Source organism: Kurthia sp. YJT4 (assembly GCF_030219945.1).
Classification (GTDB): Bacteria; Bacillota; Bacilli; order Bacillales_A; family Planococcaceae; genus Kurthia; species Kurthia gibsonii.
In genome coordinates, this window is sequence record NZ_CP126689.1 from 3,084,972 (window position 1) to 3,102,857 (window position 17,886).

Genomic DNA, 17,886 nt, shown 5'->3' on the forward strand with positions numbered 1-17,886 from the left:
TCTCCTTAATATGGCTAAATGAGGTTTTTAAACATGCTACGTCCGTATTCCCCTTTTAATTTCTTATTCTTAACTGACATAAAATAGTTGAAAGTTATTATCTACCAAAGAGTTTTTTCCCTAATTTAAATACTCCACCTACAGCAGCCCCTACTGCCAAAACTGGTGCTGCTGCAATAACGACACTACCAATGGCACTCGTAGCAATAGCAGTTCCAACTGCACTTGTAGCAATCGTTACTGCGCCAGACGATACAGCTGTTCCGAGCGAAGTTGCAGCTATTGCTCCTGTAACTGCACTCGATCCCGATGCAATTGCACCACCAATGACCGTTTTTCCTACTAAAGATCCTGCAGCTGTCATTGCACCACCTACAGCCCCGCTTATAGTTACCCCTGCTTGTGTAGATGCTAATGCCCCAACAACATAGCTAGTGGCTGTTGCAACAGCAGTGTCTTTCGCAACACCAGTTGCCGCCTCTCCGATTGTTTTGTCACCGTATAATAAATCAACTGCATTGCCACCTAAGCTAAAGCCAGCACCAAAAATACCACCTCGTTTTGCACTTATGGCGCCTGCCTGATGTATTGATACCATACGTGAAGTAATAGGTGCATTAACAATTCCTCTTAAACGACTTTCGCTCTGTAAGAGTTTTGCCACAGAACTTACTTGCTTATTTGAGAAGTTAGATTCAATTACATCCAATCCTGCTTCACGAGCACTTTGAAGAAGCTTTTCATTACCTCTATCAATAATAATTTTTTGGTCCTTATATGCTGACCAATCAATTTTCGTTGTATTATAACCTAGTTTAGCTTGTCCGAGCGTACGTGTACCATCGGGGTTTAAAATCATAAAATCAGCAATTCCATTATTCGCAATGACGTCTGTGGCTAAACCATTTGCTGTGGCATTAGCAGCATGTAGCTCTTCAAATACGAACCCCTTAAAGCCGTTTGTACCACCTCGCATAGTATTATACGATGTTAAATTAGTAGCTAAACGATTAAAAACTCCTGCATTTTCAAATGCGGCAGTCATACCTTCTGTTAAAGGAATTTGTTTTTCTAAGGCATTTAGTAAGACATCAATATTTTCCGCAAATTGCTCTGTTGACCAATTTTCATGTGCAGCGATTACTTGGATTTCATCTGGATATAATCCAGTAACTTCACTTAGCAATAGTACTTCGTTTATTTTATGGTTACTGCTATCTGCACAGTGTTCGGAACAATATCGTCTACCATCTGTTAATTCTATCCACTCGTATAAAGGTTTTTGACAATGTAAGCATGTTGGCATCGTTTTCTCAATACACATATGGGAGCAATATTGATATCCTTCATGTATATACCATTTGTTCATCGTTTCGTTACACACATGACACGTCGGCCATGTTTTTTCATAACATGCATCTGAACAATAATTGCGCCCATCCACTGTAATCCATTGCATTTGTCGTTTGCCACAACATTCACACGGAGGTGCTGTTGCTTCAATACATGTATCCGAACAGTAAGTTTTTCCATCACTAACGAGCCACTCTGACATAGATTTATGGCACGTTTGACACATTGGAAGCATTTTTGCAAAACATTGCTCTGAACAATAAATTTCGCCGTCCTCAGTTTGTAACCATTCCTTTTGACGTGTATGACAAACTGAACAAGCTGGGTAACTTGTTTTTAAACAAGCTTCCGAACAAAACATCCCACGATCATTTTCTGTCCATTGCTGCATTTTTTGACCACAACATGTACAATTCGGTAACATCTTTTCAAAACACTGTGTAGAGCAATAAATCCCCCCATCTTCTCCTTCCGTCCATTGTTTTACTTTTTTCGAGCAAACAGTACAACTTGGCCATGACGCAGAGAAACAACGTTCCGAACAATATTTCTTTCCTTCCGATTCAATCCATTCATTTAAAAGTTTATTACAAATCACACAACCTTCTAACGTAGTTTCATAGCAGCGATTTGAACAAAACTTTTTACCGCCACTTTCTGTCCAACTTTTCATTTTTGTATGACAAACATGACATTTAGGGAAAGTTTCCTCGAAACACGCCTCCGAACAATAAATCGCTCCATTTTGGCCCTGTAGATATTCATAAACATCTTTTTTACATATACAACAGTTCAATCAAGTTTCCTCCAAAATTAAAATTATAATTACACTTCAATAAAGTTTCATTAATTATACTAAAATTTGGTTATTATGTAGCTACTAAAATAGAAAAAGGAGCAAGCAAACTATCTAATGATGGTTCACCTACTCCTAATTGTAATTCTTCAAGAACTTCTGTTTTGAGCTTTAATTAGATGGATTCTATTTTACAATCTTCACCTATAGTAATCTGATGAATAAGCAGTTGTAACAGACGCTTTCTCTGCTCTCTGGTGATACTACTAAATGTATTTAAGAAATTCCCTAAGACTAATTCAATTTGTTCCAGAGAAACTTTAGAGATTTGGCTTTTTTGTAACTGTGCTTGTAAGGCTGCAATTCTACTTTTTAGCTCGTTGATTTCTTGTTCAATTGCATTTAATCTTGCTACATATTCCACCTTAATTACCATCTCATCCTTATAAGCACCCCGCGTCTTATCCAAACGGACTTTTAATTTATTGATTTCCTATAAACATCTGAAATATTCCTTTTCAATAGACTCATAAATACTCAGCTACTTTTCATTAATACTTGCTACCAATTCATCTTTTAACTTTTGGTTGTTCATTAGCCCAGATATTTTATTCAGTACATATGAATCCACATAATCAGTTCTAATGCCATTCGAATGACATACTTATTTTCCATTGCATCATCAAAGATAACTTCTGTTTTCAGCACGTTAAAAATATCCTTTCTCCTTTAGTGAAATGAACTTATCATCACCGCTGATAATGTGATTTAATAGTTCAATCCCAACAATTTTACTGACCTCTACAAGTCGCTCTGTCACATCAATGTCCTCTGAGCATGGTGTTGGGTTTTATCAATAGTTAAGTGTAAAAAGTATTATAAAATCAATTATTTCACTTTGACTACATGTCTTTAAAGAGACCACCATATTTGATGATTAACTCAAAAACACATAACCCCGTTCTGGTTTTAGAACGAGGTTATGTGTTTTTTAATTGAAATACTTCACTGCACTAAAAAGTGCTAACAATCGAGTTAATTAAATCCAAGTATTATTGCATAATCGCACCCTATAATGGAGTAACTAAAATATGATTTCAATCATAAAATCAATAAATTTTATCTGTCACTATAGCACCCGTTACTTCAATAACAAATCGCTGAAAAAAGACGTTAATCCTTGTAGAATCAACGCCTGTGCAGTAAATAAAAAAACTTAAATACTATTTTTGTTTTACCCAGTCACTTTCGGCAGTTGAAATTGGTTTCTTTGTATCAGCGTTAAATAAAGCATATTTATAAGAAACCTTATTACCCGTGTCTTTTAATGAAAAGAAAAAATATACAAGACCTTCAGAATTTATATCCTTTGCATCAGAGACTACTTCTTCTTTTAATCGTTGCTTTCCTTTTTCATCACCCCAACTGATTGTATCAATTAAATCAGGGAGTTTCCTTACAATCACTAATTCTCGAACTTTCGTTTTTGAGTCACTGTATTCCTCATATTCTTTTTTATCAACCGTGTTTTTGTAAAACTGATTAACATCCTCATAATTTTGATTCGCTAAAGCTGACTGTCCTAAAGTAAATAGAGTTAACAAAAAAATAGCTCCTAAAACAATTTTTCGAAATATAAACATGGAAACACCTCCAGAATTTTTAGTAGTATTCCCGTAGAATAAATTTTTATATATAGGGGAGAAGAAAAAAGAACTAATCGAGTCCATAGTATAAGAAAAGAGCCGCCACTTATGACAGCTCTGATTTTGAACTCTTGCCCCTGATAGTTAAATATAAAATACTTATACTTCTTGTTTCACTGGAACAATTTTTAAAAACTTTCGGTAAAGGTAAAGGGCAAGAAATGCAGGGATAATACTTAATCCCATATATAAGTAAGCATATTTATTCAACTCTTCTGTGGTTGTAACTTTTACAATATCCCCCATAAACTTTACATACAACCATTGACCAACCTGTGAATTATAATATCCGTAACCACTTCCAAAAAGGGAAATAGACCATACAGCAAGACAACCAGCAACTCCTAAACAAATCCATCCTTTTCTATTCATTTTAGCACCTCCTTGTATTCTTAAATAAGATTATTCTTTAAGACAAAACCATTATCCTGCTAATTAAATAAACCTTCCAAATAGTGGAATAAGCGTCCCTGTCTTATTGCAGAAACGCACCCAATAGTTTAAGTAGAATCCTTCACAATCTTTTCTACACCTAATATAACTCCAATCCATTAATGCGTTGCTCCAGAAACTGATTGATTAGAAAAAGACGCCTTCTTATTAAAGAAAGGCGTCCGATTATTGAAGTAAAAAACTTAATCAAAATGGACTCTTTGTTACTTTTCTCATTTTAAATTAAATCAAAAAATAATTATTCTCCTTTTATACCCTAGTCATCTCTTCATATCTCTTCTTTATCTTTTCAATTTTTCTAGGATTTGTTTCATTTTCCATAAGAAGTTTTGCTTGACTTAACTGGATTTGTTCAATTTCCTGTTGGAGCTGTTCAATATTTGCATCCGTTTTATTCTTGAATTCCTCTAGATTTCCACGATAACCTTGTAGCTTTTTATTATCAATGATGAATAGTTCCGTACTCAGTTCATTAATGAACGCCTCATCATGGCTGGCAAATATTATTGTTCCTTCATATTCTTTTAATACACTTTTTACGACTTCAATTGATGGTAAATCCAAATAGTTTGTAGGTTCATCTAAAATAAGCAAATTATAATCTGATACAATCAACTTTGCAAAAGATAACCTAATTTTTTCGCCACCGCTTAATACTGCAACCTTTTTATCAAAATCCTCAATCGTAAACAGTAAATTCATTAATACTGTATAAACAGTATGATTTTCTTGTACACTGTCAGACAAGACAGACTCCAGTAAAGTTTTATCTGGCTGCAAATTTTCAAACTCTTGGTACAGATAACCAATTTTTAATTTCGGTACAGCATAGATCCCTTCATACTTATTTCTGATTAAAGAAAAAAGAGTAGATTTACCACTTCCATTATCCCCCAATACAGCAACTTTTTGTTTGTTTCGGATTTCAAAAGAGGCATGATTAAAAATCAAATGATTATCATATCCAAAAGTTACTTCTTCACCACGAATTAATATTTTATTTTTCGGGGGATTTGTTAGCTCAAAATTGATTCGAATATTTGCCTGTTCTTCGACTTGTTCTTTTACATCTAACTGCTCTATTCGTGATTGCACGGCTTTTGCTTGCTTTGCTATTGCTTTTTGTCGCCCTCCAAAAGACTTGTAAGTAGATATGAAACTTCTAGCTCTAATTTCAGAATTACTCATATTCCTTGGCTTATCTGTTATCGCTTCAGCTTGCCTTTTTTTCTGCAAATAAGCTTCCTCTAGTTGCTTTTTCTTTGCTTGATAATTTTCATATTCTCTTTTCTCAGTGTGAATTTGATGTTCCTTCTGCTGTTTATATGCAGTATAATTCCCGTCAAAACAGTTAATGGTATTGTTGTCAATCTCAATAATTCGATTACACAATTCATCTAATAAATTTGTATCGTGGCTAATAATCATCATTGTGTTATATTTTCCTAAATTTCGCTTTAGCAATTGAATCCCTTTAGTATCTAAATTCGCTGTTGGTTCATCTAGTAAAAGTATTGAACTACTCTTAGAAAAAGTCTCAGCTAAACGTAAACGAGTTTTTTCCCCACCACTGAACCAACCTTCAGATATTGTTGAGCTGGAGCGAAATTCTTTCAATTGCCAAGAATCTACTGATTCGTGGTATTGACCGAATTGTTTATAATAAGAGATATCTCCCTTAACCTCAACATTTCCCTTGTCAGGAGCTATATCATTGTTAATGATCTCCAACAACGTCGTTTTTCCACTTCCGTTTAACCCGACTACACCAATAATATCGTTCTTAAAAACAGTTAATTTATCAAAAGTAAAAAGAAGCTTGCCTCCAAAATATTTTTCTATTCCTCTCATTTTTATCAATTCCATACAATCGCCTCCCTTTCTAGCGATTAAGTTAATAAACATATTAAATCATTAATTAGTTTTTGTAGTTTAGAGAGTTTATTTCTTAGGGTTTCTATTCCTCAATTATTCCATATCCTTCTGGTGCAGGAATCCCATGTTCTGCAGAACGACTGACTGATTCCCACTCTTTCCATGTAGATATACGTTTTTCTGCATTTTCAACAGCTAAATCATAAACAAGGCTTCCTAGAATCAATCGGAGAGGCGGATTCTCACTATTAACCAGTTTCATTATAGCTTCGGCAGCCAACTTAGGGTCACTATCAACTGATTCGGTTGAGTTTTGTTGAGCCAACTTCTCACGTAATGAATCATACTCTTTGTTCTGTGTGGTAAAACTCATTTTTAAGTATAGATTCGTCCAATAGCCTCCGGGTTCAACGATAGATACCTTTACACCAAAATGTGCAGCTTCTTGTGCTAATGCCTCGCTAAATCCTTCTAAAGCAAATTTGCTAGCACTATAGATTCCCGACATTGGACCAGTAATCAGTCCACCAATACTAGATATCTGTATAATATGACCTGATCCTTGTGTCCGTAAGTACGGCATAGCTGCTTGACAAATCCAAATTGCACCATAGAAATTAGTCTCCATTTGACTTCTAACTTCATCTTCACTAAATTCTTCAATCATTCCCATTACCATATTCCCTGCATTGTTAATGACAATATCGAGTCTTCCAAAATGTTTAATGGCAGTTTCCACTGTAGTCGAAACAGCACTTCTATCAGTAACATCAAGACTTAAAGGAAGTAACATTCCTTCAAACTGGCATTTTAACTCATTCAGTTTTTCAATATTTCTAGCAACACCAACAACCTTCTCTCCTGACTCCAATGCTTTTTTTGTGAATTCGTATCCTAGTCCACTGCTTGCACCTGTAATAAACCACACACGTGTATTTTCATTGTTATTAAATGTCATAAATAATCTCCTCCATTAATCATGTAATATTGGTATCATTCAATACCAATTTAAAACAAACAAAATAAAGAGCACAGGCAATCTGCCTATGCTCTAAATATAGAAATATAAAATTTCAACAGGATTAATCCGATTGTTGGTATCACAAATAAGCCATCAAATTCATTGATGTACCCTTTTCTACGAAGTGTCATGGGAGATCTCCCTTTAAAATAAAAAAGAGGAAGATTCCTCTCCCCCTTTTTACTATAACCGTATAATAAAGGTTTCCTATAAGAAGACAGATTTATCCTAATACTCTGAGCATAAGCAGAGCCTTTGAACGTATTAAACTAACGGTTCAAAGTTAGGATATCAATCATTAAGAAGCCTCCATTCATCATAAGTTAGTTCAAGTATAACATATGGGCCTGATTTGTCAAATATCAATCTGTACTCTTTCACTAACCTGCCACGTTAGTGTAAGTACATTTGTTCACAATCCCAATTGAATCATCTAGGAATAGGTGATTACTTTCCTCAACAATCTGGTCTTTTCTGGAATAACACCGACGGTGTTATTAATCAAAATTTATTTTAAAACCTACACTAAGCTGAAGATATTACATAACTTCTATATAAAATTAAGAAAACCATCATAAAAATATACAAAAAAGCTAAAACAACTTGCCATATAATTTTTGAACTTGATCTTTTAATTGCTTATTCTCTTCTTCTAATGCCTTAATACGAGTTTTTAAGGTCTTTACTAATACATCCTCAGATCGGATACTTTTACTTTGTTTACGGGGTATTAATTCACTAATCTGCTGTCCTCTTAATCTTTCTATTCTAGTCCTAATGTCTTCTTGTTTATAAAGCCATGACTTTGAAACATTTGCTTTTTGTGCAACCGTATTAAAATTAATTTTCTCATTTTTTAGTGCCATTTCTGAAATAGCCTTTTCAACTCTAATTCTTGTTTTTTCCGATTTCTCTTTTGATAGTTTAATTATGGCAGTTGTGTTATTTTTTCGTGTCATCCTAATTAGTCTCCTTCAACGAGTGAATAATCTGTTCTAGCCTGTTTTTAACACGTTCATTAGTTTCAACCTGACGCTGCCATTGGTTCTGTTTAGCTCTATCTAATAACTGTTTAGTACGTTCTAAGTGTTCTTCATGTTCATTTAGAAACTGTTTGCTTGTACAGAAATTTGTACAATCTAAACAAGCATTTGCGTGAGGACAAGGTCCGGCAATTACCGGTAAACGGCAATAACCATTAGGAAGTGCTTGTGCATTGATATTCTTTTTAAACCATTGAAGATCTGTATTATCAACTTCACTCTCTTCTTCATTTATTTCTAGAATGCTACCGTTGTTTGTCACTAAGGTTTCCTTGAATTTCGCAAATTCTTTCTTTAGGGTCTCATCAAAAATATACGCATATCTCGCTGTCATTTCCGGGGATTCATGACCTAAGAATTTTTGCACAATATGCTGAGGTACCCCATTGTTTATCATTCTAGTACCAACTGTATGCCGAAAAGCATGAGCATGAAATCGAAAAATTTCTCCCTTGTTATCCGTTATTTTTTCTTTATAAGCTAATTCATTTAATTTAACTCTAAAGGTATCCTGTGGATCTATGTCAAGATTCCGGACACAAAAAGTTTAAGTTTTTTTCTGCACAACAACCATTCATGGAGTGTTCCACATCCCAAGCAGATTGTCAAAGTGAAAAGAGCCTTTGACAACCTGCTTGGGACGTGGAGAAAGAAACCCATGGATGTTGTGCCTGAAAAATGTGGAGGGGGGATTACAGTTACCCCTAGTGTTACGCTGCTTCGCGACACATTTTTTCATACTCATCGGGCGTGACATAACCGATGCTGCCATGAATTCGTTTGCGATTATACCAACCTTCTATGTATTGAAAGAGGGCGATTCTCGCAGACTCAAAGCTTTCGTATTGTGTTTGATAGACTTCTTCTTTTTTCAGTGTGGCGTGAAAGGATTCGATACAAGCGTTGTCATAAGGGTATCCTTTCCGACTGAATGACGGAATCATTTCATACTTTTTTAATCGTTCTTGAAACGCTTCACTCGTGTATTGCGTGCCTAGATCCGTATGAACAATGAGTCCAGGTCCAGGCTTTTGAGCGTTTACAGCGTTCTCCAATGCTTCAAGCACAAGCTCGGTTGTCATCGTACGTGAAAATTTATAACCAACCACTTTTTTCGTATGCAAATCAAGCACAGATGCTAGATAGCACCAGCCATGACGGAGCGTATGAATATAGGTGATATCGGCTACCCATTTCTCGTTAATCGTTGTTGTTGTAAAGTCTTGTTCAAGTACATTTTCACGTTCTTCTACACGTGATGGTGATGATGTTGGACGATATTTCTTAGTGATGTTTGATTGGATGCCTGCTTCTTTCATAAGACGTTGAACCCGTTTAATACTGCATGAATAGCCTTCTTTTTGAAGTAGTTTATGGATTTTAGGTGCGCCATAACGACCCTTACTTTCTTTGTGGATGGCTTGGATTCGTTCAAGTAGGGCTTCATTGGCGACATGATAACTGTTGGGTTTCTTATGAAATGAATCATAATACGTACTTCTTGGCATCTTTAAAACACGACACATCATTTGAACTGGATGATGTTCGCTTTCACTTTCAATATAGTCAATCAGTTCCTGCTCATCTATTTTCTCGCGAATATGGTCATAGCCTTTTTTAAGATTTCAAGCTCCTGCTTTAAGCGAAGATTTTCCTTTTGGATCGCTTCCACATCCGACACAGTTAACTCCTGTGTACCTTCGATTGGAGAGTGTTGCTTGATCCATTTATAAATTGTTACTTCTGACACACCATATTCACTAGAGAGTTGACTGACCGACGTACCTGAGCGATAAAGCTCAACCACAGTTTGTTTAAATTCTTGGTTATAACGTTTTTGACTCATAATTCGGACACGACCTTTCGTTAATTCAATTTTAATGACTTAACCAAGTTGTGTCCATGTATCTTGGATCTACCCACTTTAACTATTTCAGCAAGTCAAGGTTGGTTAGATCAAAAAGAAAGATTTTCTGGGAATATAGCTGGGAAAGAGCAAAAAAACTATACGTTATTAAAAAAAGGGCAATTGTCTTATAACCATGGAAATTCAAAATTAGCTAAATATGGAGTAGTTTTTGAATTAGATACTTATGAAGAAGCTCTAGTACCACGCGTATATCATAGCTTTGAAACAAATGATTTAGCCAACTCTAAATTCATTCAATATATGTTTGAAACTAAAAGAACAGATAAGGAATTAGGAAAACTAATTTCTTCAGGAGCACGTATGGATGGATTATTGAATATTAATTATGACGAGTTTATGGGAATTAGAGTTTTAATACCTAATATTGAAGAACAAAAAAAAATAGCCGAGTTTTTCATAAGATTAGAAAGAAAAATTAATATTGAAAAAGATAAAATGAATGAATTAGAAAAACAAAAACAAGCCTTCATGCAACAAATGTTCATCTAATTAAAACAGCACCCTCCATACTAATTGGAACGGTGCTGTTGCTGTTTTTCACAAAAAACCGCACTTACTTATGATACGGTTCACCTTTCATAATTCGAAAGCTGCGGTAGATTTGTTCGGTCAGGACGAGTTTCATGAGTTGGTGAGGGAGTGTCATTTTGCCGAACGAGATTTTGGTGTCGGCGCGTTTGAGTACGTCGTCATGTAGTCCGAGTGATCCGCCAATGATGAAGATGATTTTGCTTTGTCCATAGGTTAAGAGGTTCTCAATCTCTTTTGACATCTCTTCAGATGTACGTTGCTTCCCGTCAATTGCGAGTGCAAAAACGTAAGCATCTTGTGGTACTTTAGCTAAGATGCGTTCTGCTTCTTTTTTCTTTACAATCTCCATTTCTGCTTCACTTAATTGTTCAGGTGCTTTTTCGTCCGCTACTTCAATTAAGTCTAACTTCGTATAACTACCCAGACGTTTCGCATATTCATCAATGCCCAATTTCAAATACTTTTCTTTTAATTTTCCAACTGAAATGATACTAATCCCCACGTATTCGTCACTCTTTTCCTTTATTTGTTAGTGAGTTATCCACAAAACTTATACACATATCCACAAAACACCCTATATGTTGTAGGGGATTATTTGTTCCCTACAACATATTCTGCTGGGGCTTCACAGTATGCACATGATGTGGACAACTGTTCGCTTTCTTCTAGCTTATTTAAAATTGGAAAATCTTTTTCCTTTTCTAGGAACACATCAATCGCATGTCCTGTATGGTTTTCACAGCATTTAATCTCCATAATCTAACACCCTTTCTATTTTCAGAATTTATAAAAAGTTATACACAATTCACATTTTTTATCCACACATCATTGTAACAAACAAAAAAGACTGTCGCAAAGTGTATCCACACTTTCTACGACAATCTCTTTTGAAGTTATCCACATTATTTAGAAATCGTACTTGTTAGTTTCATCGTTTTCGTTACAAGTTTACCGTCTTGGTAAGCTTTCACTGTAACTGAATCGCCCACTTTTTTACTGTATAGGATTTTACGTAATTCAACTGAGCTACCGACTTTTTGTCCATCCATCTCAACAATTACATCGTATTGTTTAATACCTGCTTTTTCAGCAGCTGAACCATTTTCAACTTGTGCCATGACAACGCCTTCTGTCACGTCTTCAGGCAACTTTAATGTTTCTTTTTGATAGAATGCAGGTACTTCTGTTAAGTCGATTAACGATACGCCCATCGCTGGTCGTTGTACTTTACCTTCCGCTTCTAGCTCACTAATGATTGGAATTACTGTGTTACTTGGAATAGAGAATCCTAAACCTTCAACTGTAGATTGTGAAATCTTCATTGAGTTAATACCAATTACTTGTCCTGCTAGATTGATTAACGCACCACCTGAGTTACCTGGGTTAATCGCTGCATCTGTTTGTAATACTTCCGCATTCCAGTCTGCATTACCATCACCGTTAATATCCATTGGTACTGTTCGTTCTGTACCTGAGATAACACCTGTTGTTACAGAACCGTATAAATCTAAGCCAAGTGGGTTACCAATCGCAATCACTGTTTCCCCTTGTTTTAGTTTATCCGAATCACCGAATTTCGCTACTGTCGTTGCATATTTTTCATCCATTGAGATAACAGCTAAGTCTGTCCATTGATCTGTACCTACTAATTTTGCTTCTACTTTTTTATTGTTTGGTAATGTTACTTCTAAACGATCTGCATCTTCTACAACGTGATTATTCGTTACGATGTATGCTTTACCGTTCGCTTTTTTATAAATAACACCTGAACCACTGCCTGATTCTTCTGTTGTGCTTGAATCACGGTTATCTGTGCTTCCACCAAATGCACCACCGAAGATATCATTCGCTGTTTGGCGTTTTTGAATATTTGTAATCCCAACAACTGCATCCTTCGTCTTATCAACAGCTTTTGTGACATCTGTCGTTACTTCTGTGGATAGTTGTTCTGTTTTTACAGGATTCGTTGTATTATTACTTCCTGTATTCGAGATAGAAGGTACAATCAACCAGACAAGTAATGCGCCGACAATTACACCGATTAAACCCGTGAAAAAGTAGCCTACTTTACTTCCCTTTTTTTGTTGCCGTCTTCCATGTTCTGTATCATCATAGTATCCCATTTGTTTTCCTCCCTCTATTCTTTTGTTATTCTTACTATACCTGTCAAACATGAAAATTAGATGAAAATTGCTTTAAAATACCCTCAAAATTTCATGATATCTCATTTATTCCCCTTCTCGAATAGATAAAAACTATCTCTTCAAAATATAAAAAGAACAATCGCATTTTACGATTGTTCTTCAAATTAGACCATTACTAACTTCGTTGGCTCCTCTGCATCCGTATCATGTAGATGAACAAATTCACCTGGCATGATGCCAACAGATTGCAGCGTTTGTGCCACGCTAAGTCTTGCTAAATCTTTCATATTATTATCTTTACTTAGATGCGATAAGTAAATATGCGTATCTTTTTCAAATACCACATCACTCATTGCAATTGCCGCATCTTCATTACTCACATGCCCCACATCGCTTAAAATACGACGTTTTGTAGACCACGGGTATGAGCCCATCTGCAACATATTCACATCATGATTACTTTCGAATACGAATGCATCTGCTCCGCGTATAATCCCCTTCATACGGTCACTCACGTAGCCTGTATCCGTAATCACTGCTAACTTACGACCATTCTCATGGAATGTATAAAACATCGGATCTGCGGCATCATGTGACACACCAAACGATTCAATCTCTAATGTTCCAAAAGCCTGAACCGTCTCCATATTGAATTGAAAACGCTGGTCTAATGGAATATTCCCAACAGATGGTGTCATCGCTTGCCACGTCTTCTCATTCGCAAAGACCGGCACATTATATTTACGTGCTAATACCCCAACACCTTTGATATGGTCTGAATGTTCATGTGTGACAAGAATACCTGATAATTTTTTAATATCGCGATCAATTTTGGCAAATAGCTGCTCCATCTTTTTACCTGTCAGCCCTGCATCTACGATGAAAGCCTGATCGCCACTTTCAACATAAACAGCATTACCCGTACTACCACTCGCCAATACACTAAACTTCATGTGAAAGACTCCTTACTTACTTAATTCAGATTGCTTTGCATCTACATTTGAGCGAACTCTCTCTTTATATTCTACATCCGTAGCTGCTTTATTTTTGAATTGAATATTTTTTTCAATATCTAATATTTGATTATCTACTGCGTTCACAAAAAAGTCCTGTTGTTTTTTACGTCCATTTTCATCTGGTACCATAGCACGAATATGCCATGTTGGAGACAATACTTGCGTTTCTGTTAATGGAACTAATGTTGAATAGCCCAAATTCACAAATGAAATGGTTGTATGGTCTTTTAAATAACCTTTTTCAAAAATAGTTTTAATCGCTTGAATTGGTTTAATCAACATACTTTTCTCACCAACAGCTTTTAAAGAACCAAACATCGTTTGCTCATACTTTGTAATCTCTTCTTTTTCAGACCAATAAACTTTAATGGTCGCACTTTGATTATAAAAGATTGTTTTATCGTTCATCACTTGGAAGAATGTCGCTTCGCGTGCCGATTTATTAATCTGCCATAGTCGATATTCTTCACCTTTGAAAACCGTCCTTTTTAAGAACTCAGTTAGTGTTTTTTCATTTAGCGCTTCTAGTTTTTCTGGTTTTTTCATTGTTCCTTCAATAATCATATTATCACTTACTGTAATAATTTGATTTTTCGTCACTTGATCAAAATCAAAATTATCAAAGGTATTAATTTTTCCTGATACGTATGTTACTTTCTCCGTCGAAACAGGTAAATTCCCTACTGAGATATTCGCATTTTTTAAATCACTCTCAATATTGGATTCACCAAGTACTTCTAGCTCTTGTTCTTCATTGTAATTATTAATATACACCGAGTATAAGAATACATTCAAAATAGAGAATACGATGATAAAGATGGTTTTTGTTTTACTCCAATCCATCTGTATCACCTCCTACTTGTGCATCTTTCGGGTTAATTGGATACCATACACCATCTAAACGATAAAACCATGTCGGTTCAAATAAATAAATCGATGAGCGCCCTTCATCTTGTTTCATTGTTAATCCAACACGAAGTGCAGTAATTTTATTGAAGTCAATTTCATTACTTGCCATCAATTTTTGGACAACATCCACACCTGAAATTAGCTTAATCTCCTTATTTTCCTCCTGTGGTAAATAAGCTAATTTATACGTTGGTCGAATATAACGATAAATACGCCCATTCCCCCAGAACGCTTCAATTTTTGCTGTACCCAAGTCTGTTTTTAAAACCGGTAAATTCTCTACATATAACTGATACACTACTTCTTGTGCATTATAGTCCACGTTGGCATAGCGATAGTCGCCTGTCCAACCACCATGTAAGTTAATAAAGTTGAATGTAGAAGTAATTAAATTACTCTTTTGAACATTTTCTTGATTCTCTGTAGCTGTCGCATCTACAAATGTTGCGAGATAGCGATTTTTATCAATCGTCATAATCGATTTATCATCAGTATATTTATCAATACCTGCTTCTAAATCTGGACTCATCTTCACAATGCCTGGCATCGTAAAGAGTGCATTTTTAAAATCATCAATGCTAATCGCTGAAATCAGATATTTATACTGTGTTAATTTTTGTGTTTGTGTTGGTAAAAATAATGTATTCGCATTGTCGCGTTGAATCGGTTCATACGATGCTAAATCTTGGAATGATCCTAACACATCATTTTTAAAACCGTTCTCACTTTTCACTTTCACTTTTCCTCTGTATAACTGCTTCTGTTTTACATTAGAAAAAAGAATTGTTAATTCATTCTTAGGGATATCTGATTCTTCTGTAGACCAACTGATAATGACCTGATCGAAATTAATTTCAGGTACTTTCTTACTTGTCACAGGAAGTAAACTTTGAAATACAGGCATTGGTACTTCTCCATCGAATTGAAGAACAATTCGTTGATCTACTAATAGTTGATCATTTAATTTTTGTAAATTAAAGTTACTACTAACAGTTGAAATATCCGTCAGTTGCCATTTCTTCATCTCAGTAAATAGTGGAGCCATTTCTTCTGTATCAATGGTTCCACGCCAGTCACCTTCTTGATGAATTAATAGACGAGCAGGCTGAATAATTTCAGGTAATGTTCGTTTTTTGTCCATCAGTACACCTGCTGGCTCTGGCTTTTCTACTTTTTCATAGTTTGGATGGTATGACCAAATGGAGAATGTTAATAAAATACTTAGACCAACTAGAATAATTAATACAACGGTTTTACTTTGTTCTAAATACTTCATTATTCCCACTCACCATCCTCTTCTGCATTATTTGGTAATGTAAAGAATACAGATGTGCCTTTTCCCTCTACTGATTCAGCCCAGATGCGTCCACCATGTGCATTAATCATTTCACGTGAAATGGCTAGTCCAAGACCTGTTCCACCCATAGAGCGCGCGCGTGCTTTATCTACGCGATAGAAGCGGTCAAAAATGCGATCAACATTCTCTTTTGGAATTCCCATACCCGTATCTTTAATTTCGACTAAAATCTCGTCATCAATATTTGTTAATTTAAAGCGAATAGATCCACCATCTGGTGAATACTTCAACGCATTTGAAATAATATTATCAATAACTTGTGTGATTTTATCCGTATCAATTTCAACATAAATAGGTGTAGTTGGTAGCTCACGAATAAATTCTACTTCTTTAGATTTCGACATCTCAAATCGATTAATAATACGATCAAAGAATTTAACGAAATCAACGAAATCTGTATTCAATTCATATTCACGACTATCCATACGAGATAGTTGCAGTAAGTCTGTAACCAGACGAATCATACGCTCTGTTTCTGTACGTGTTACATTTAAAAATGTTGGTGCAATATTTTCATCACGCCATGCACCATCTGCTAGCGCTTCTAAATAACTGCGCATCGTTGTAAGCGGTGTGCGTAACTCATGTGATACATTTGAAACGAAGTCACGACGTTCCATTTCAATTTTTTCTTGTTCTGTGATGTCATGTAATACGGCAATTAAACCATTCACAAAACCTGTCTCTTTTTGAATAACAGAGAAGTTTGCTCGCCAAATATAAGGGCGGTCTTGCGTGCTAAAATCTAAATTCACAGCCTCTTGCATATGAATCAAATCTTCAAATGTGTATTCTTCATCTAAGCCCAGAATTTCTGTAATTTGTCGTCCCATTAATTCATTATTTTCAGTCGCAAGTAATTTCTGTGCAGGCGCGTTAATCAAAATAATTTTTCCTTTACGATCTGTTGCAATTACACCATCTGTCATATTCGTTAAGACAGATGCTAACTTCCTTCTCTCACCTTCAGTCGTTGAGTGCGCCTCTTGTAAGCGATTCGTTAAATGGTTAAAAGATACAGCCAGCTGACCGATTTCGTCATTCCCGTATACTTTAACCTTTCTCGAATAATTCCCTTTTGCCATTGCAACAGCTTGCCTACGCATATCCGAAATTGGTTTTGTAATCGTCTTAGCGATGAAAACGCCTAAAATAATTGTAATTAATAAAGCAATTGCTGTACCTACGGCGAGAATTTTATTAATCGTAGCCATTTGTTCAAATACCGTTTCAATATTGGCTTTAACATAGATGACACCAATTGTTTTTCCTTGTGATTGAATAGGTTTTGCAATAATCCATACGCGTTTATCAGTCTTTTTATCAATCGCCATCTTTTCAATTGGTGATGATGTAGAAAGCGCTGAAGTCACTGCGCTTTCTGCGGAACGCTGGCCAATAATCGATTGACTGTTATTATCTGAAGTCGCTAAGATTCTATTATGTGAATCGATTACACGAATTTCACTAATATCTCCCGAACCAGAAGACAATCCACCTAGAATATCGCGTAAATTGGATTCCAGTGTCCCATCATTTTCTTCACGTGACTTAACCATTTCTTCTTTCACGCTAAAATCGACTAGCTTAAGACGATCTGTTACGGAATGCGTAAAGTTGTGCTTAAGCGTAGTCTCTAATTTATTCGCAAAGTATAACCCCATAATTTGCATGGCAATCAATATTAAAAGTACATAAATCAATACAACTTTTGCGTGTACAGATTTAAAAAAACCTACCTTTTGCATTCAA

General features: G+C 35.5%; 16 protein-coding genes and 2 pseudogenes. 1 reads left to right on the top strand and 17 read right to left on the bottom strand.

The window, feature by feature from the left end:
- Window positions 1-97 precede the first annotated feature (97 nt).
- The 10 genes and pseudogenes from QN089_RS15465 to QN089_RS15510 all read right to left on the bottom strand — a co-directional run bounded on the left by QN089_RS15465 (window position 98) and on the right by QN089_RS15510 (window position 10,093).
- Complete coding sequence (locus QN089_RS15465; protein ID WP_285215663.1) at window positions 98-2,026, bottom strand: hypothetical protein; 1,929 nt, start codon at window positions 2,024-2,026, stop codon at window positions 98-100.
- Window positions 2,027-2,324: 298 nt separating this feature from the next.
- Entirely contained in the window at window positions 2,325-2,573 is a 249-nt protein-coding gene (locus QN089_RS15470; RefSeq protein ID WP_285215664.1) for a hypothetical protein, read from the bottom strand.
- Between the two features lie 285 nt (window positions 2,574-2,858).
- Window positions 2,859-2,999 (bottom strand): annotated as a pseudogene (locus QN089_RS15475) (JAB domain-containing protein); the annotation flags it as partial.
- 373 nt (window positions 3,000-3,372) lie between these two features.
- Window positions 3,373-3,792 carry a hypothetical protein gene (locus tag QN089_RS15480; RefSeq protein WP_061586529.1) on the bottom strand — a complete coding sequence of 140 codons (420 nt, stop codon included), beginning with the start codon at window positions 3,790-3,792 and terminating at the stop codon, window positions 3,373-3,375.
- 162 nt (window positions 3,793-3,954) lie between these two features.
- Window positions 3,955-4,227: a hypothetical protein gene (locus QN089_RS15485; protein ID WP_097419325.1), complete on the bottom strand. Its 273-nt coding sequence runs from the start codon at window positions 4,225-4,227 to the stop codon at window positions 3,955-3,957.
- A gap of 330 nt (window positions 4,228-4,557) precedes the next feature.
- A complete protein-coding gene (gene abc-f / locus QN089_RS15490; RefSeq protein ID WP_157918524.1) occupies window positions 4,558-6,174 on the bottom strand; it encodes a ribosomal protection-like ABC-F family protein in 1,617 nt (538 codons plus the stop codon).
- Window positions 6,175-6,265: 91 nt separating this feature from the next.
- The gene (locus QN089_RS15495; protein ID WP_285215665.1) at window positions 6,266-7,141 is read right to left on the bottom strand and encodes an SDR family oxidoreductase; all 876 of its coding nucleotides are present in this window, start codon (window positions 7,139-7,141) and stop codon (window positions 6,266-6,268) included.
- Between the two features lie 656 nt (window positions 7,142-7,797).
- A complete protein-coding gene (locus QN089_RS15500) occupies window positions 7,798-8,163 on the bottom strand; it encodes a DUF6262 family protein (protein WP_097419323.1) in 366 nt (121 codons plus the stop codon).
- 1 nt (window position 8,164) lies between these two features.
- Window positions 8,165-8,761: pseudogene (locus QN089_RS15505) on the bottom strand (tyrosine-type recombinase/integrase); the annotation flags it as partial.
- A gap of 196 nt (window positions 8,762-8,957) precedes the next feature.
- A protein-coding gene (locus tag QN089_RS15510; RefSeq protein WP_285215666.1) for an IS3 family transposase occupies window positions 8,958-10,093 on the bottom strand; the annotation gives its coding sequence in 2 pieces (ribosomal slippage) (window positions 8,958-9,871 and window positions 9,871-10,093; 1,137 coding nt in all).
- 63 nt (window positions 10,094-10,156) lie between these two features.
- On the opposite strand from QN089_RS15510, the gene QN089_RS15515 reads away from it, so the two are divergent.
- A complete protein-coding gene (locus QN089_RS15515) occupies window positions 10,157-10,666 on the top strand; it encodes a restriction endonuclease subunit S (protein ID WP_285215667.1) in 510 nt (169 codons plus the stop codon).
- 64 nt (window positions 10,667-10,730) lie between these two features.
- On the opposite strand, the gene rlmH is transcribed toward QN089_RS15515, so the two are convergent.
- From rlmH to walK, 7 genes are all read right to left on the bottom strand, one after another.
- Window positions 10,731-11,210, bottom strand: a complete 480-nt coding sequence (gene rlmH, locus QN089_RS15520; RefSeq protein WP_087682057.1) for a 23S rRNA (pseudouridine(1915)-N(3))-methyltransferase RlmH — start codon at window positions 11,208-11,210, stop codon at window positions 10,731-10,733.
- Window positions 11,211-11,299: 89 nt separating this feature from the next.
- Window positions 11,300-11,464 carry a CxxH/CxxC protein gene (locus QN089_RS15525; protein ID WP_082701495.1) on the bottom strand — a complete coding sequence of 55 codons (165 nt, stop codon included), beginning with the start codon at window positions 11,462-11,464 and terminating at the stop codon, window positions 11,300-11,302.
- Window positions 11,465-11,610: 146 nt separating this feature from the next.
- Window positions 11,611-12,831, bottom strand: coding sequence for a S1C family serine protease (locus QN089_RS15530; protein WP_285215668.1), 1,221 nt, complete (start codon window positions 12,829-12,831; stop codon window positions 11,611-11,613).
- A gap of 185 nt (window positions 12,832-13,016) precedes the next feature.
- A complete protein-coding gene (locus tag QN089_RS15535; RefSeq protein ID WP_068456937.1) occupies window positions 13,017-13,805 on the bottom strand; it encodes an MBL fold metallo-hydrolase in 789 nt (262 codons plus the stop codon).
- 12 nt (window positions 13,806-13,817) lie between these two features.
- Window positions 13,818-14,711: a two-component system regulatory protein YycI gene (locus QN089_RS15540; RefSeq protein ID WP_087682059.1), complete on the bottom strand. Its 894-nt coding sequence runs from the start codon at window positions 14,709-14,711 to the stop codon at window positions 13,818-13,820.
- Window positions 14,698-16,053, bottom strand: coding sequence for a YycH family regulatory protein (locus QN089_RS15545; RefSeq protein WP_285216444.1), 1,356 nt, complete (start codon window positions 16,051-16,053; stop codon window positions 14,698-14,700). Before QN089_RS15545 ends, QN089_RS15540 begins: the two co-directional genes overlap by 14 nt.
- The gene (walK, locus tag QN089_RS15550; RefSeq protein WP_068456929.1) at window positions 16,053-17,882 is read right to left on the bottom strand and encodes a cell wall metabolism sensor histidine kinase WalK; all 1,830 of its coding nucleotides are present in this window, start codon (window positions 17,880-17,882) and stop codon (window positions 16,053-16,055) included. Before walK ends, QN089_RS15545 begins: the two co-directional genes overlap by 1 nt.
- Window positions 17,883-17,886 lie beyond the last annotated feature (4 nt).

What these genes read in the sequence shown, in the direction of transcription:
- QN089_RS15465 (WP_285215663.1), bottom strand. Translation starts at nt 2,026, where the DNA reads ATGAAAAGTTGGACAGAAAGTGGCGGTAAAAAGTTTTGTTCAAATCGC.
- QN089_RS15480 (WP_061586529.1), bottom strand. Translation starts at nt 3,792, where the DNA reads ATGTTTATATTTCGAAAAATTGTTTTAGGAGCTATTTTTTTGTTAACT.
- QN089_RS15485 (WP_097419325.1), bottom strand. Translation starts at nt 4,227, where the DNA reads ATGAATAGAAAAGGATGGATTTGTTTAGGAGTTGCTGGTTGTCTTGCT.
- abc-f (WP_157918524.1), bottom strand. Translation starts at nt 6,174, where the DNA reads ATGGAATTGATAAAAATGAGAGGAATAGAAAAATATTTTGGAGGCAAG.
- QN089_RS15495 (WP_285215665.1), bottom strand. Translation starts at nt 7,141, where the DNA reads ATGACATTTAATAACAATGAAAATACACGTGTGTGGTTTATTACAGGT.
- QN089_RS15500 (WP_097419323.1), bottom strand. Translation starts at nt 8,163, where the DNA reads ATGACACGAAAAAATAACACAACTGCCATAATTAAACTATCAAAAGAG.
- QN089_RS15525 (WP_082701495.1), bottom strand. Translation starts at nt 11,464, where the DNA reads ATGGAGATTAAATGCTGTGAAAACCATACAGGACATGCGATTGATGTG.
- QN089_RS15530 (WP_285215668.1), bottom strand. Translation starts at nt 12,831, where the DNA reads ATGGGATACTATGATGATACAGAACATGGAAGACGGCAACAAAAAAAG.
- QN089_RS15535 (WP_068456937.1), bottom strand. Translation starts at nt 13,805, where the DNA reads ATGAAGTTTAGTGTATTGGCGAGTGGTAGTACGGGTAATGCTGTTTAT.
- QN089_RS15540 (WP_087682059.1), bottom strand. Translation starts at nt 14,711, where the DNA reads ATGGATTGGAGTAAAACAAAAACCATCTTTATCATCGTATTCTCTATT.
- QN089_RS15545 (WP_285216444.1), bottom strand. Translation starts at nt 16,053, where the DNA reads ATGAAGTATTTAGAACAAAGTAAAACCGTTGTATTAATTATTCTAGTT.
- walK (WP_068456929.1), bottom strand. Translation starts at nt 17,882, where the DNA reads ATGCAAAAGGTAGGTTTTTTTAAATCTGTACACGCAAAAGTTGTATTG.